The sequence below is a fragment of the Asticcacaulis sp. P2_C5 genome (assembly GCF_056404555.1).
Map to the genome: position 1 here is coordinate 376,187 of NZ_JBFUDU010000003.1, position 15,511 is coordinate 391,697.

Annotated in this window: 15 protein-coding genes; 2 read left to right on the plus strand and 13 right to left on the minus strand. The window is 62.2% G+C overall.

Annotated features, from left to right (window positions below):
- Nucleotides 1-113: 113 nt before the first annotated feature.
- The 4 genes from dgcA to AC1DXO_RS07640 all read right to left on the minus strand — a co-directional run bounded on the left by dgcA (nt 114) and on the right by AC1DXO_RS07640 (nt 5,470).
- The gene (gene dgcA, locus AC1DXO_RS07625; protein WP_476977520.1) at nt 114-1,091 is read right to left on the minus strand and encodes an N-acetyl-D-Glu racemase DgcA; all 978 of its coding nucleotides are present in this window, start codon (nt 1,089-1,091) and stop codon (nt 114-116) included.
- 442 nt (nt 1,092-1,533) lie between these two features.
- Complete coding sequence (locus AC1DXO_RS07630) at nt 1,534-4,389, minus strand: tipN (protein WP_476977521.1); 2,856 nt, start codon at nt 4,387-4,389, stop codon at nt 1,534-1,536.
- Nucleotides 4,390-4,548: 159 nt separating this feature from the next.
- Nucleotides 4,549-4,812, minus strand: a complete 264-nt coding sequence (locus AC1DXO_RS07635) for a hypothetical protein (protein ID WP_476977522.1) — start codon at nt 4,810-4,812, stop codon at nt 4,549-4,551.
- Between the two features lie 142 nt (nt 4,813-4,954).
- Nucleotides 4,955-5,470, minus strand: a complete 516-nt coding sequence (locus tag AC1DXO_RS07640) for a DUF805 domain-containing protein (protein WP_476977523.1) — start codon at nt 5,468-5,470, stop codon at nt 4,955-4,957.
- A gap of 159 nt (nt 5,471-5,629) precedes the next feature.
- Here AC1DXO_RS07640 and AC1DXO_RS07645 point away from each other — a divergent pair, with 159 nt between their 5' ends.
- On the plus strand, nt 5,630-6,631 hold the full coding sequence (locus tag AC1DXO_RS07645; protein ID WP_476977524.1) for a cupin-like domain-containing protein: 1,002 nt from the start codon (nt 5,630-5,632) through the stop codon (nt 6,629-6,631).
- Here AC1DXO_RS07645 and AC1DXO_RS07650 read toward each other — a convergent pair.
- From AC1DXO_RS07650 to AC1DXO_RS07690, 9 genes are all read right to left on the minus strand, one after another.
- Nucleotides 6,628-7,152, minus strand: a complete 525-nt coding sequence (locus AC1DXO_RS07650; protein WP_476977633.1) for a DUF805 domain-containing protein — start codon at nt 7,150-7,152, stop codon at nt 6,628-6,630. The genes AC1DXO_RS07645 and AC1DXO_RS07650 overlap by 4 nt on opposite strands.
- A gap of 56 nt (nt 7,153-7,208) precedes the next feature.
- Nucleotides 7,209-7,856, minus strand: a complete 648-nt coding sequence (hisIE, locus tag AC1DXO_RS07655) for a bifunctional phosphoribosyl-AMP cyclohydrolase/phosphoribosyl-ATP diphosphatase HisIE (RefSeq protein WP_476977525.1) — start codon at nt 7,854-7,856, stop codon at nt 7,209-7,211.
- A gap of 13 nt (nt 7,857-7,869) precedes the next feature.
- Nucleotides 7,870-8,637 carry an imidazole glycerol phosphate synthase subunit HisF gene (gene hisF / locus AC1DXO_RS07660; RefSeq protein ID WP_476977526.1) on the minus strand — a complete coding sequence of 256 codons (768 nt, stop codon included), beginning with the start codon at nt 8,635-8,637 and terminating at the stop codon, nt 7,870-7,872.
- Complete coding sequence (hisA, locus tag AC1DXO_RS07665) at nt 8,627-9,358, minus strand: 1-(5-phosphoribosyl)-5-[(5-phosphoribosylamino)methylideneamino]imidazole-4-carboxamide isomerase (protein WP_476977527.1); 732 nt, start codon at nt 9,356-9,358, stop codon at nt 8,627-8,629. The genes hisF and hisA overlap by 11 nt, the downstream gene beginning before the upstream one ends.
- The gene (gene hisH / locus AC1DXO_RS07670) at nt 9,355-9,942 is read right to left on the minus strand and encodes an imidazole glycerol phosphate synthase subunit HisH (protein ID WP_476977528.1); all 588 of its coding nucleotides are present in this window, start codon (nt 9,940-9,942) and stop codon (nt 9,355-9,357) included. The genes hisA and hisH overlap by 4 nt, the downstream gene beginning before the upstream one ends.
- Nucleotides 9,939-11,420, minus strand: coding sequence for an imidazoleglycerol-phosphate dehydratase HisB (hisB, locus tag AC1DXO_RS07675; protein WP_476977529.1), 1,482 nt, complete (start codon nt 11,418-11,420; stop codon nt 9,939-9,941). Before hisB ends, hisH begins: the two co-directional genes overlap by 4 nt.
- Before the next feature lie 92 nt (nt 11,421-11,512).
- On the minus strand, nt 11,513-12,811 hold the full coding sequence (gene hisD, locus AC1DXO_RS07680) for a histidinol dehydrogenase (protein ID WP_476977530.1): 1,299 nt from the start codon (nt 12,809-12,811) through the stop codon (nt 11,513-11,515).
- Between the two features lie 79 nt (nt 12,812-12,890).
- Entirely contained in the window at nt 12,891-13,769 is an 879-nt protein-coding gene (gene hisG / locus AC1DXO_RS07685; protein ID WP_476977531.1) for an ATP phosphoribosyltransferase, read from the minus strand.
- Nucleotides 13,766-14,122, minus strand: a complete 357-nt coding sequence (locus AC1DXO_RS07690; RefSeq protein WP_476977532.1) for a YerC/YecD family TrpR-related protein — start codon at nt 14,120-14,122, stop codon at nt 13,766-13,768. The genes hisG and AC1DXO_RS07690 overlap by 4 nt, the downstream gene beginning before the upstream one ends.
- Before the next feature lie 223 nt (nt 14,123-14,345).
- Between AC1DXO_RS07690 and AC1DXO_RS07695 the strand changes: the two genes are divergently transcribed.
- A complete protein-coding gene (locus AC1DXO_RS07695; RefSeq protein ID WP_476977533.1) occupies nt 14,346-15,503 on the plus strand; it encodes a patatin-like phospholipase family protein in 1,158 nt (385 codons plus the stop codon).
- Nucleotides 15,504-15,511 lie beyond the last annotated feature (8 nt).

Genomic DNA, 15,511 nt, shown 5'->3' on the forward strand with positions numbered 1-15,511 from the left:
GCGAAGCGCTTACTATCCAGATGTGGCCAATGCGATTGAAGGCCCATCAGGCATAGATGTTTCCACTGCCTTTTCGCGCTTTTCGCGTGTTTCGCGGCAAAAATCTTGAAGTCTCAGCCCCAAAGCTCCGGCTTGGGCGGATGCAGCACAGAACCTGTAATCTCCAACCCGTGCTCACGATCTTCCGCCAGCAATAACGGGCCGTCGAGATCGACGAAATCGGCGCCTTGCGCCACGATCATCGCCGGCGCCATGCTCAAAGACGTCGCCACCATGCAGCCGACCATGATCGCCATGCCGGCCTCCAGGGCCGCCGCCTTCAGGGCCAGAGCTTCGGTCAGGCCGCCGGTCTTGTCGAGCTTGATATTGGCCACGTCGTACAGTCGCGACACACGGTCCAGTTCCGCTCGACTGTGCAGGCTCTCGTCGGCGCATAGCGGCACGGGAGATTTATAACCCAGCAGTTGCTCGTCTTCGCCGACCTTCAACGGCTGCTCAATCAGCTTGACGCCCAACTTGTCCAATTGCGGCGCCACGCGTAGCAGGTCTTCGAACGACAGGCCTTCATTGCAATCGACAATCAGCCGCGCCTTTGGCGCGTATTGCCGAACGGCTTCGACGCTGTCGATATCGGCGGGGTCGCCGATCTTGATCTTTAGCATTGGCCGTCGCGCATTGGCGGCAGCTTGCTGGCCCATGGCTTCAGGACTATCGAGGCTCAATGTATAGGCGGTCTTCAGCGGGTCGAGGCGGCGCAGACCAGCCGTCTTCCAGGCAGGGATACCGGTCCGCTTGGCATTAAGATCCCACAGGGCGCAGTCGACCGCGTTGCGCGCGGCTCCGGGCGGCAGCATCTCATACAGCTCGCCGAAACTCAGTTCATTTTCGATGCGATGACGAAGCGCGTCGATGTCGGCCAGGCACTGCTCTATGCTTTCGCCGTAGCGGGCATAGGGTACGCTTTCGCCGCGCCCGACGTAATCGTTGTCATGCAGTTCGACATAGAGCACACGGGCCTCGGTCTTCGATCCGCGCGCAATGGTGAACCGGCCGTCAATCGGAAAGGTCTCGTCACGAAGAATAAGGCGCATAAAACTCTAGTCCTTGTGCGGCCTGTGATGAAAATTACCCACAGACTACGCATATCAAAATCGTAACTGCCAAGCGGTTGTAAATGGGTCGCGCAACTTAGCGACCGCACGTCTTCAACAGTGGAATCTTGGATCACGAAAAGCACGAAAATCAGAAAAGCACGAATGGAGTGGTTGATCCTATGTCGCCCGAAGGGCATTCATAGAGCTCGTGACGCAGGCACAGAATGAAGGCGCTTCGCGCGGGAGAATTTTCCGCCCTGACATTTCGTGCTTTTCTGATTTTAGTGCTTTTCGTGATCCAAGATTCCACTGTTGAAGACGTGCGGTCACTAAGTTGCGCGAACGGTTTCCAATGGCTGTCAGTATGGCTTTATCAAGGTTTCTCGCTCGACTTGGGAGTTACTGAAAATCAATGAGCACTATCTGCGGGTAAAACCTGTTAAATCAGATCGCTGATCGCCGCATCAAGCAGCAGGTAGGCACGGCCGGGATCGGTTGCCAGGACATCGTTCAAGGCCCGTGAAGGCTCTTTCGACATCAGCGCCATATTGATCTGCTGATCGTAATAGGTGGCGAAGTCGTTGGCCTGCTGGCGCAGATGGCCATCGGTCAGCAAACGGCGGCTGAGGCGGCGGATCGCCGCCGGGGCCACGCGGCGGACGACCATGCGCGCGCCTTCGTTGTCCTCGGCCATGATGGCGGCGATGGTTTCCTCGATGCGCGACCGGCTGAGCAGGGCAGCGGCGTCGACCCCCATGGCCGTGACTTCACCGATCATCAGGTCGTCGAGATTGTCGAATTCCGGATCGAGCGGTGGCTGCGGCGCCTGAACCGGCTCATAGGACTGGACCGAGCTCTCGGCGCGCGGCTCACCGCTGCCCGACTCCATGCCGTTCAGCAGGTCGCGCCACGACCAGCCGTCACCGCCCTTGCCACCTTGCGGAGGCTGCGCAGTCCGGGTGGATTGCGGTGCAGGCTGCGGCCCCGGCGACGGGCGGGTCTCACTGACAGCCGACAGGCGTAGGCGCCCGGCCGAGGACGATGGAGCCGGCGCTGACGGTTGTGGCTGCGGACGAGGGGCAGGTGCCTCACGTAAGGCTGGTGTCTCGCGCAGGGCCGGGCTTTGGCGGGCCGGGGCAAAGCCGCGGCCATAGTCGCGCTCGCGCGGGCGGTCAGGCGCTTCCATCGCACCCTGGCCCTGGGGCAAGGGCTGGTCGCCCGAAATCACGCCCATCAGCCGCACGGCTTCGTTCAGCATTTCGTAGTTGCGCTTGACCCGTTCCTGGAAGACTTGGTCGACGGCCTCGGTCTCGACGGCAGCGCGCTTGGCGGCGGCCGTCATGGCCGAGACGCCGTCTTCGACCGCCTTGCGGATCTCGTCCAGCCGGTCGCGCGCCATCAGCGGCAACTGGTCAGCCGAACCTGTCAGTTCGTTGAGCGCGGCGCTGACCTCGCTGATTGCCTCGCGGGCATGGGCGAAGCTCTGGTCCAGCTTCTCGGCCGTCTGGTCGCCGGCCTCGCTGATCAGTTCCGCCGAATTTTCGATCAGGCGACGCGCGGCATTGAAGCGCGAATCGAAGACTTCATCGGCCTTCTTGCTGGCTTCGAAGATCGACTCGTTGAGCCGGTCGACGCGCGACTGTGCCGTCTGGGCGGCCATATCGGCGGCCTTGCGGGCATCGGTTGCCGCCGTGCTGAGTTGATCCAGCGAACGCTTGGTCTCGTTGATCAGGTCGTCGCGCGCGTCGGCCGCCATGACCGAGATATTGGACAGGGTGGCGTGGACGCGCGTCTCGAACGCCGTGCGCTCGTTCTCCGCCGCGCCCATGACCGAACGGAAATTCTCTTGCGCCGTCAGCACGATATCGCGCAGCACATCGATGCCGCGCGCCGAGGTCTCGCCCAGGTCGACGGTGGCGATACGGGTGATCGACAGGGCTTCGGTCAGTTGGGCGCGCTGGTTCTCGATATGAACAGCGAAGTCCTCCTGGTCGGCGCGCAGCGACAACGCGGCCGAAACCAGGCCGGCGCGTTGCTGCGACAGGCCTTCCTCGACACTGCGGATCTGGTCGGCAACACCCGAACCGGCGGTTTCCAGGCGCTGGGTCTGGCGGTCCAGGTCTTCGCTGATGCGGCGGGCCGAATCCGAAACGTCGGAGGCCGCGCCCATCATGTCCGAAGCGGTCGAGGCCAGTGAGGCTTCGGCCTCGCGCAATTGCGTCTGCGCCAGGTCAGAAGCGTCGGCGACCATGCGCGCCTGACGGTCGACGGCTTCGATAATACCGGCGGACTGATGCCCCAGCGACTGGCTCATCAGGTTGACGGCCTCGCGCTCGTGCTCCAGCGACCGGGTGATGCTGGCCGTGGCGGCGCGGGCGATCTGAGCGGCGTCCTGCAGGCGGTCGGTTTCGCTTTTCAGCCGGCTGCTCAACTCGGCAATATCGGCATGGGCCAGGCGCACGGCGCGGACGGCGTGATCGACCTGGGAACGCAGGGCGTCAACCAGATCCACGGTCTGCGAGGCCGCGGAGGCGGCAGGGGCCAGCATGGCGTCGGCCAGGGCGGCCGTGCGTTGGGTCTGGCGCGACAGGGCGGCGGCGTTACGCAGGGCAAAGGCGGAAGCGAAGATCAGGCCGATCGGGAACAGGCATAACAGCGCCAGCACAGCCAGACGGAAGGGCGCGACCGAAAAGGCGTCGAGCGAACCCTGGGCGCCCAGCACAAAGGCCGCCAGACCGCCGGCCCACATGACGCTGATGGCGGTGGCTGTGCCCCAGAAATAGACGGCCGGCGCGCCGGTGGCCTTGATGACGCCCTCGGGCTCGATCTTCAACGTGCTGAGATCACGGCGCACAGGCTCTTCGTCGGCCCTGGCCTTTTCCACGCTTTCGGCACGGGCAGGCGGCGTCGCTTCGGGCGGCGGGGTCAGTTTTGGACCGGTCGTCTTGAAAAGCGGTTCACGTGCCTTGGGCTCGGCCCAGGTCTCGGCCCGAATCTCAGTATGGATTTCAGGCTGAGCCTGCATCCGGGCCTGCGGCGTAGCCAGGGGCGCAGGATGGGGGATATCGAAGCCGTCGGCATCGTCTTCGGGTGCTTCGACAGCCTGCGGTTCTTCCGGCGGCGCTTCGTGACGGGCATTGTACGGACCGCCCGTCAAAGGCGCCTCGAGAATGTCGTCGTCCGCCACGCTGTCAGCCGTGTCCACGGCGTCCTCTCCGACAAGCTCGCCACGGGGCGTGCGACGGCGGATTCCCTTGGGTTCGGTCAGGTTCAGCGGGGGGCGGCGTGATTTCATTCAAGTATCCTGTGGCCCGACTCAATTTCGCGTCAAACGGTTTTCCGCGCGCTGACAAAGGACGGTTTCTCCCATCGCGGGAAAGCTAGCCTCAACGGGCTTGTTTTGCAAAGGATTTTGTCGCTTCGAAGCGGAAACTTCGTCCGTTCGCGAACAGGCTCAGGACGAGTGGCCGGGCAGGTTCCGGTGGACCGTTGCAGCACGTGTCTTCGGCGCTGCATTGGGGTTTGCCGGAGCGAATCGGTCGTCATCGGCGGGCAGAGGGGCTGAACTGGTCGTGGCATCGCTCTTATCGGCGCCGGCATGAGCCGGCGTCGGCTGTTTGTGTGTCTTGTCGTTGGAATCGGTCGCGCCGAAATGAACCAGCGCCGCGGACAACAGCCCGGCGATCGCAGCACTTACCATGTCAGACAGGGACGACATGAACAGGGTCCGGAAGCAAAGGCGCCGAAAGGCCCCAAGCCCGTCACACGCTGCCCCTATCATGCCGCAAATTCGTCACGGTTGCAATTGTTACGGTTCACAAAGGCGTAATATTGCCGAATTTGGCGGAAAACAGTCCCTGCTATTCCGTTGCCGGGCCGTAGCGATTATCATGCGGGCGGCCGCGTGCCCCCAGGCTCCAGGCGATAAACAGGTTGTAGATGATCAGCAGAATGGCGATGGTTGGGCCTATGCCATTGTAGAAAAACACCGAGATATAGGGTTCGACCAGGCCCGGCAGATTATACAGCAACGCCCACAGCCCACCGGCATACATCACCTTGATCAGGGCCCAGCCGCCATAGCCCAGCGCGGCGAGGGCAAAGACGATCATCGGCAGGTAGAGAATGCCCGACAGCCCGCGGTCGTGCAGCCGTCGTATCGATAATTGCGCATAGCGATATTGCAGATAGACCAGAACGACCATGATCCCGGCCACGACGGCGGTCGAGGTATAGATATTGCCGCGCGTGAAATTGAAGACGAACAGGGCGCCTAGGATAATCCCGGCCCAGGTGACCAGGCTGATCCCGCCGGTGGCATCCTTATAGGCCTGGCGTCCCAGCCTGCCGCGTGTATCCCATGCCAGATGGATCATCTCGTTGCTCCCGCTCGTTGCTCCCGCACGCTGCGTTATGCGTTAACCAAGTTTAACGGTTTTAGGTGGCCACTGTAAAGCCCGCGGCGATTGCCGGGCCGAGGGCTTTCCGATAAGACGGCGACGCCCACTACACCCGTGCCGCGAGACTGTGCCGCCATGCCCTCCTTTCCGACTGTTGCCACGCGAAGCGACGTGACTCTGGCCACCCTGGCTGCGGCGCTGATTGACCAGGATCAACCTGTCATTTTCAAGGATCTGGTGCGCGACTGGCCGATCGTCCAGGCAGCGTTGCAATCGTCCGACGCCCTGATCGACTATCTCCGGAAGCACGACAACGGTGCTCCCGCCATGACCTTTCGCCAGGCGACCGGCGACGGCAAATTTTTCTACGGCGAGGGCCTGGCCGGCTTCAATTTCCAGCGCGCCAAGGTCCCCCTGGCCCATGCTCTGGAACTTCTGCGCAGGCTGAAGGACAATCGCGAAGGCGAGCGTATCTACATTCAGTCGGCGCCGCTGAAGGACCATCTGCCGGGGGTAAAGGCCGGTAACCGCCTGCCCGGCATTGCTGCAGAACCGCGTATCTGGATCGGCAACGTCGCCCAGACCCAGATCCATTTCGACCTTTACGAAAACCTGGCCTGCATGGTCGGTGGCGCCAAGCGATTCATCCTGTTCCCGCCCGAACAACTGCCGAACCTGTATGTCGGCCCGCTCGAGACAACCGTTTCGGGCGTGCCGACCTCCATGGTCGACCTGGAAAACCCGGACTTCGAAGCCCATCCGCGCTTCGCCGAAGCGCTAAAGGCCGCTACGGTCGCCGATCTCGAACCCGGTGATGTTCTGTACATACCGTACATGTGGTGGCACCACGTCGTGTCGGATGGCACCTTCAATGTCCAGATCAGTCATTGGTGGAACCCGGCCGAAGCGTTTGGCACGCCGACACAGGCCATGCTGCACGCTATGCTGACGGTGCGTGACCTGCCGGAGGACCAGCTCAGGGTGTGGAAGATGATGTTCGATCACTTCGTTTTCCTGCGCAATGGCCCGGTCGCCGACCACTTGCCGGTGGACAAACGCGGCCTGCTGGGTGACCTGCCGCCCGCGCAACGCACAGCCATGCTTAAGGAAATGGGCCGAAACCTGGCCAAGGATTAGCCTTCGGCGGACTGGGCTACGCCTTCGTCCGCTGCCGGATCAGCGCCATAACGATTGTCGCCCTTATTGCCCGGCCAGACGCACAGCGCCAGAACCAGTAGCCCGGCTACAATATAGGCGCCAAGCGAGACAAAATCCGCCAGATCACCGTCGAGCGGCACATAGGCGTCGCCAAAGGTGACAATGGCGTCGGATACCGTCCCGCCGAACAGCAGCAGCCCGGTTACCGCCGGCAGGTTCAGATCGTGCAGTCGCTTGGCAGAGATGCAGAAAAGCACGTAGACCACAAGGCAGGCTACCAGAACGGCGGTCAGAATAGTGAACCGGGTGAGGATGGTCGAGAGATTGAGATCAAGGATGTGCGGCGGGCCGAACAGGGACAGCAATCCGCCGATGCCGAACGGCAGGACCAGCAAAAGCGCCAGGCTGCCGATGCCATAGACGAGATACTGCACACGCGTGCAGCGTCCCCTGGCCGAAGTCAGTTCCCGAAACGTCACAAAGGCCTTAACCCTGGCCATCACATCTGCCCTCCCACGGCTAGGCGACAGTGATCACAAAACCTTGCATTTGTAAATTACCGTCCCTTATGGCGATCGCGCAAAACGTCGAGCACCGGCCCCAGGCCCGTTTCGCGCGCCATCAGCAGCACGCTGAGATGATACAGCAGGTCGGCCGCTTCGTTGTGCAGTTCGTCCAGGTCGCCGGCCCGTCCGGCCAGCGCCGTCTCAAGGCCTTCTTCTCCGACCTTCTGGGCGATCTTGGCGATACCCTTTTGCATCAGCCGCGCCGTATAGCTGTCGGCCGGCGGCGCCTTGGCGCGCGTGGCGACCACCTCGGCGAGATAGCCCATGAAACCGATACCCGGCGCCGTTTCCATGCCGAAGCACGACGTCGTCCTGGTATGGCAGGTTGGCCCCTGCGGCCGCGCCATGACCAGCAGGGCGTCCTCGTCGCAATCCGTCAGGACGTGGTCGAGCACCAATACGTCGCCGGATGTCTCGCCCTTGCGCCAGAGCCGTTCTTTCGAGCGCGAATAAAACACCACCTGGCCGCCGCTCAGCGTCTCCGTCAGCGCATCGGCATTCATATAACCCAGCATCAGAACCTGCAGCGTATCGGCGTGCTGGACCACGGCAGGGACCAGCCCGCCAGCCTTGGCGAAATCGATCCGCGCCACATCGTCGAGCGTCAGGGGATTGGGAATGTGGTGCGCGTCGGGCATGGTCTCTCGGCAGTTAAAGGCGAACCGGAATTCCGGCGGCGCGAAGATCACGCTTCAGATCGGGGATGGCAATGATTTTCTTGTGAAACACGCTGGCGGCGAGGGCGCCCGACACATCGGCCTTATCGAACACCTCGCTGAAATGTTCCGGCGCACCGGCGCCACCGCTGGCGACCAGCGGAATGTCGAGAAGATCGCGAACCAGACGAAGTTGATGGATATCGTAGCCCTTGCGCACGCCGTCCTGGTTCATGCAGTTGAGCACGATCTCGCCGGCGCCGCGCGCCTTCGCCTCGACGACCCAATCCAGCGTCCGCCGTCCGACTGTGCGGATCTTGTCCGGATCTCCGGAATATTGGTGGACATAATAGTCGCCATCCATCTCGCGGCTGTCGATCCCGACGACGACGCACTGCGATCCGGCCATTTCAGCCAGTTCGTTGATCAGGTCGGGCCGTTCCAGGGCCGGCGAATTGATCGACACCTTGTCGGCGCCGCTGTTAAGGCACTTCACCGCCTGTTCGGCCGAGCGGATGCCGCCGGCGACGCAGAACGGAATGTCCAATGCGCGGGCAATATCGCGCACCCAGTTGTAATCGACTGTCCGTCCTTCCGAAGACGCCGTAATATCGTACAACACCAGTTCGTCGGCGCCTTCGTCGCGATAACGCAGGGCCAGGTCGACGGCGTCGCCCAGCACTTCGTGACCGACAAACTGGACGCCCTTGACGACCTTGCCGTCCTTGACGTCGAGACAGGGGATGATGCGTCTAGCCAACATTAATCGCCGCTTTCAAATCAATCAGACCCTCGTAGATCGCCTTGCCGACAATGGCGCCGTGGACACCCAGCGCCTTCAGATCGTACAGGTCCTCGACCGAACGCACGCCGCCCGACGCCTGGATTTCCAGGTCAGGCCGCTTGCGCCGCAGGGCCTGCATCAGCGCCATGTTCGGTCCCATCAGCATGCCGTCGCGCGACACATCGGTAACCAGGATACGCTGCGCCGTGCCGGCGGGATAATAGTCGAGCACGTCCCACAGGCTAATACCCGAGCCTTCGACCCAGCCATGCAGGGCGGCATCGAACCCGCCATCGGCTGTAGGCAACACGTCCAGCGCTAGTGTGACGCGGTCCTTGCCGAAATGCGACAGCCAGGTGCGCACCTCGTCCGGTGACTTGACCGCCGCCGATCCGACCACGACCGCCGATACGCCGGCGTCGAGCAGGGTCTGAACGTGTTCGCGTGAGCGCACGCCGCCGCCGGTCTGGATCTTGGCCTTTGACGCCTGGGCCAGCCGGCCGATCAGTTCATGCTGCTGCGGCGATCCAGCCTTGGCGCCGTCGAGGTCGACGATATGCACCCACTGGGCGCGCTCTTCGTTGAACAGGGCCAGTCGCGCGAACGGATCGCTGTCATATTTGGTGACGGCGTCGAAGCGGCCCTGGGCCAGGCGAACGCATTCACCCTTGATCAGGTCGATGGCGGGATACAGGATCATAGGCTTACAAAATTCTCCAGAATACGCGCCCCTGTGGCGGACGACCGCTCGGGGTGGAACTGACAACCATATACATTACCCCGGCGGACCATGGCGGCAAAGGGCTGACCATAGGTGGTGGTGGCGATGGTGCTGTCGTTGACCGGGCAGGCGAAGGAGTGGACGAAATAGGCGTAGTCGCCATCGTGCACCTCGCGCGTCAGCGGATCGTCGCCGGTCACCGCCAACTGGTTCCAACCCATATGCGGCACGACCAGGTCGTGCGACGCTTCCATCTTCGTTACGCGGCCGGGGATCAGACCCAGGCATTCGACATCGCCTTCGTCCGACCCCTCGAACAGCAGTTGCTGGCCCAGGCACACACCCAGAAGCGGAACTTCGAGATTTCGGATGACGTTGAACAGTCCTAGTTCATGGATGCGCGCCATGGCGAAGCCGGCCGCGCCGACACCCGGCAGAACGACCTTTTTAGCGCCGGCGATCTCGACCGGATCGGATGACAGTTTCGCCTCGACGTTCAGCCGGTCCAGCGCAAACAGCACCGACGCTGTATTGGCGCATCCGAGTTCTATCACAGTGATCATGCCAGCATCCCCTTGGTGGAGGGCAGGGCATCGCCCTCGATCCGCGTCGCCTGGCGCAGCGCCCGGCCCAGCGCCTTGTAACAGGCCTCGGTCTTGTGGTGGTCGTTGCCGCCCTCGACTTCGACATGGATCGAGGCGCCCAGGGTTTCCGACAGCGACCGGAAGGCGTGCGCCGTCATTTCCGTCTGGTAGTCGCCGATATGGGTGGCTTCGAACGTGCCCTTGAAGACGCAGAACGGTCGCCCGCCGAGATCGATACTGACCTTGGCTTCCGTCTCGTCCATCGGCAGGACAAAGCCGAAGCGCGCCATGCCGATGCGATCGCCGAGCGCCTGTTTCAACGCCTGTCCGAACGCCAGCATGCAGTCTTCGACCGTGTGGTGGCCGTCGATTTCAAGGTCACCCTCACAGGCCAGTTGCAGCGAAAAGCCGCCGTGGGTCGCCACCTGGTCCAGCATATGATCGAAGAAGCCGATACCAGTATGGACCTTGACCGGCTTTGCCACATCGAGATTGACCAGGGCCGAAATCCGCGTCTCCTTGGTGTCGCGCAGCACCTCGCCGGTGCGCGGAGCCTTGCCCTCAGGAGCGACCTCCAGCGCGCGCAGGATGCGGTTATTGGTGGCGACATCGCCGAGCGCCAGCAGCAGGCCGGTCGGCGTCACCTGCGGCGACAGGCCCAGTCGTTTCAGGGCCGTCTGGACCTGCAACAGGTTCTTCGGTCGCAACACCATGAACGGACCGTCGTTGAGATCAAACGATTCCAGAAGTTGCGAATTGTTTAACGCGGCCTTAACGCGCGCCTGTTCGGAACGGATCAGATCGATCCGCGCCTGGACGCTCAAGCTGCGCGACGGCGACAGGGCGGCTTCAGCGGCGCGTACCGACGGCGTCGGCAGGGGATGCGGCTCGCAATATTTCAGCAGGCCCTGAAGCGTCTTGCTGTTGGCAATCAGCGCTCCGACCCGCGCGCCCGACATGCCGAACAGGAAGGACAGGCTTTTCAGCACGACGACATTGGTCTCGCTGGTCGCCAGTTCGACCAGGCTGCCGGCGCTGGCGTCGGCATAGGATTCGTCGATCACCAGCACGGTCGGGAAGATTTCGACCGCCAGGGTGCGCGCCGTGATCAGGTCGATGACTCGGCCGTCCTTCTGGCTCGGGTTATGGACCAGATAAAAGCCGCCGCCCTTGGCCAGGGGGCCGCTTTCCGGCGGCTTGCGGACGGTCAGGTTGTAGACAGCGCAGAGATCGTCGAGATAGTGGTCGGCGCCGGCCCAGATGAATTCGTGACCGTGGACGCGCAGCCGGCGCATCAGGATTTCCATGGCATGCGAGGCGCCACGCGTCACGATCAGTTGATGACTTTCGACGCCGTAGAAGTCGGCCATGCGCTCGCGCAACGGTTCCAGCGACGGCGGCAGGCTTTCCAGCCCGGCACCTGATGCATTCAGGGAAGAGAAGGGGGAGTTAAACATGACCTATACCTTCAGCCGGAAATCCACTGCGCTCAAGGAGCGGAGCGTTAGCGCAACGAAATAAAACGGCGGGGGCATGATTGGTGGCCATTTTATATCTCCAACCTGAAGTCCGCCGCGAGGGCATGGGCTTCCAGGCCTTCCAACCGCGCCAGTCGGGCCGCCGCAGGTGCGATCGCCGCAGCCCCCTCGCGCGTTGCCTTCTGTACGACAAAGCTGGTCAGGAACGACCGCACGGTAATCCCGTCCCAGGCCCGCGCCGCGCCATCGGTCGGCAGGACATGGCTCGGCCCGGCGGCATAGTCGCCAAAGGTTTCTGCGGCATAGGTGCCGGCAAAGATCGTTCCGGCCGCTGTCAGCAAAGGCACCACAGCATCGACATCGGCGATCTGGATGGCCAGGTGCTCGGGCCCATACAGGTTCGACACCTCCGCCGCTTCCGGAACACCGGAAACGATAAACACGCGCGCCTGCTGCAACGACGCCCGCGCAATCTCGGCCCTGGGCAGCCGCGCCACCTGGACCTCGACCTCGGCGGCAATGCGTTCGGCGATCCCCACTGACAGGGCGACCAGAATAACCTGGGCGTCGGCATCGTGCTCGGCCTGCGACAGCAGATCAGCCGCCACCAGTTTCACATTGGCCGTATCGTCGGCAATGACCAGCAGTTCCGAAGGGCCGGCAGGCATGTCGATTGCCAGGCCCGACACGCGTTCCGTGGCATAACGCTTGGCTTCGGCGACATATTTGTTCCCGGGTCCGAAGATCTTGTCGGCCGGCGGTACACCGTCCAGCACGCCGAGAGCCAGGGCGGCGATACCGTGCGCCCCGCCGACCTTCCATATGGCGTCCAAGCCGGATGCGGCGCCCGCTGCGATCATCATCGGGTGGATCGAGCCGTCTTTCGCCGGCGGCGTGACGCACACCCGGTTGGGCACGCCCGCAACGAAAGCCGGTACAGCCGTCATGATCAGGGTCGAAAACAGCGGCGCCAGTCCGCCCGGCACATAAAGTCCCGCCGTGGTGATCGGGCGATACAGCCGTTGCAGGGACAGGCCCGGCCTGGGCGCAATCACCGGCCCGTCGCCGGGCAACTCAGCCTTCTGGAAGGCGCGAACATTGTCGACCGCCAGTTCCATGGCCGCCAGATCTTCTGCCGTCAGCATGGCCCTCGCGGCATCGACCGTTGCGCTATCGAGTGCGATGCGCACCGGCGCATGACCATCGAGCTTCACCGCCCAGTCGCGCAGGCCGTCCATGCCGCGTGCTTCGATATCGTCGAAGATACCCCGCACGCGATCCAGCACAGCCGTATCCCGCCGGTTTTCCGGCCGGCTCAGCGCCGCCTTGCGCCCTGCGCTATCCAATTGATTCCAAACAAACGTCTTCATCGTTTTATCCAGTCCTCCCCTGTAGCGAAGCGCACGGGGGAGGTGGCGAGCTTGTCTCGCCGGAGGGGCATCTGCCCTGTTACTTCATCATCTTTTCGATCGGCAGCACCAGAATGGCTGAGGCACCCGCTGCCTTCAGGCTGTCCAGCGTCTCCCAGAACACGTTTTCTTCACACACCGAGTGGATGGCGACCATATCGGGGTCTGCCAGCGGCATGATGGTCGGGCTGCCGGCGCCCGGCAGCAGGCTGATGATCTCGTCGAGATGGCTACGCGGCGCGTTGCACATGACGTATTTGGCGCCCATCGAGGTCGCCACGCCGTCGAAGCGGCGGATCACCATTTCGAACAGATGTTCCAGACCCTTGGGCGGGGCGTGCGGCGCCTTGATCAGAACGGCGGTTGATTTCAGCACCAGTTCGACAGGCCGCAGGTGGTTCAGTTCCAAGGTCGTGCCGGTCGAGACCAGGTCGCAGATCGCATCGGCGATATGCATGCGCGGCGCGACCTCGACCCCACCGCGCATCTCGACGATACCGGCGGTCACGCCGTGTTCGCGCAGCCAGGCGGCCAGGATATTGGGATAGGAGGTAGCGATGCGCTTACCTTCCAGGCTCTGCGGGCCTTGATAGTCAAACGCGTCTGGCACCGCGATCTTCAGCGTGCATGAACCGAAGCCCAGGCGCATGACGATGATCTCTTCCAGGTCCTTGTCCGGGAAGTGCTCTTTCAGCACGTTGTAGCCGACGATACCCAGTTCGGCGACATTGTCGTCGACAAAGGTCGGGATGTCGTCGTCGCGCACGCGCAGCAGGTCGATCGGATGATTTTCGACGCGGTACAGCAACTCATTGGCGCCGCGGATGGCGCGCAGGCCGGCGCCATTGATCAGTTCCAGCGACCGGTCGGCCAGCCGGCCCGATTTCTGAATGGCGATGCGCAGGCGTTGTTCAGTCATGTTACAGTCTTGTCCTTCATTCGGTCCAGCACGCGGCGATAGCCCTGGTGCGGTTCATCTCTCAGATACTTGGCCACCCGCGTCACGGTCGTCGTCGACACCCCGGTCTGCTCCGAAATCTCGCGGTAGGACAGTTCGCCCTGATCCAGCAGCCAGGCCACGCGGAAGCGTTCGGCAAAGGCCCGGATCTCCTGGCCCGTGCACAGGTCCTTGAGGAAGTTGCGCACGTCGTCCTCGTTTTCCAGCGCCAGGAAGGCCTGATACAGGATCTCGATATCGCGTTTCAGATGGGGATGGTCGGCGCCCATGTGCAAGGTCTCCGGTTGTGGCAGCGTGCTGATACGCTGATACATTCGGGACCGCAAGAGGCTTTGTCGGAACCTTTCGTGTTAATGTGTTATCGTGCTAATACATTAACGCAAAGTGGGATGCAAGGGCCGAATGGCGCAAGAATAATGGAAAATGAGGTGCCGATGGATTCCCCAGCCTTGAAGGCGCAATGATGAATTTTTCATGTAAGGGTTGCGAAATACGCCTGATGAGATAGATTTGCCTCAAACATAAGGGGAGCCCGTCATGGCTGAAACCGAAGCGCAATTTCATACCGTCGAGGCGCTGTCGCACGACCCACTCGACTCCGAAAAATTCGACCCGGACGGCATGGGCTATTGCGTGTCGGGCGGCGGTTACAAGGCGGCGGCCTACCATCTCGGCGGCTTTGTGCGCCTTAACGAACTGGGGTTGCTACCGAAAATCAAGCGCATTGCCAGTGTGTCGGGTGGATCGATTGCCGCCGGTCTGCTGGCGTCGCGCTGGGGTAAACTGGATTTCGACGCCAACCATGTGGCTGAGAATTTCCACGAAGAGGTTGTCCAGCCACTGAAGGATTTCCTGACCGAGATCAATCTGGACATCTATGCCGGTGTCGGTGGCATACTGGACCCTTTCCACACAGCCGCTGAGAAGGTCTCGGGTGGCTACCGGAAACATCTGGTCGGCGATATGACCCTTCAGGATCTGCCGGACGAGGCTTCGGCGCCGCGTTTCGTCTTCCTGTCCACCAATTACGAACTCAATTCGATGTGGCGATTTTCGAAGGCCTATGCCGCCGACTATCGCGTCGGCATGATCGACGCACCAAGATTCCGGCTGGCGGATATTGTCGCAGCATCATCGGCCTTTCCACCCTTCTTCTGCCCCCTGACCCTGGATCTGTCGGAATATACCGTGAAGGCCGTTAAGGGCGCCGACCGCAACGGAGGCGATTTCATCAAGCGCGCCCTGCTATGTGATGGCGGCATTTATGACAATATGGGCCTGGAGCCGATCTGGAAGCGTTACGGCAGACTGCTGGTGTCCAATGCCGGCGACCCGATGAAGGAAAGCGTTCATTCGACAAAGTGGGATATTCAGCGCGTCATCGGCATGATTCATCGCCAGGCCGAGAACAATCGTGTTCGCCATCTGATGGAGATGGCCAAGCGCAAGGTACGCTCCGTGGCCTACTGGCCGCTGCGTAACGACAGCACTGATTATGAGAACAAGCCCGACCTGCCGCCCTTAAGCTCGACCGAGGTGGAGGCCGCCCAGGACGAGGATGTCAGGCTGTGGTCGCTAGGCGAAAAGGCGTTCAACCGGCTGGTGCGCCACGGCTATTATCTCGCCGACTGTGCCACGCGCTCCTATCTGCCGGGCCTGCCCGTGCCGCTGCCGGCGTCAAAATATCCGGTTTAACGGGAGCA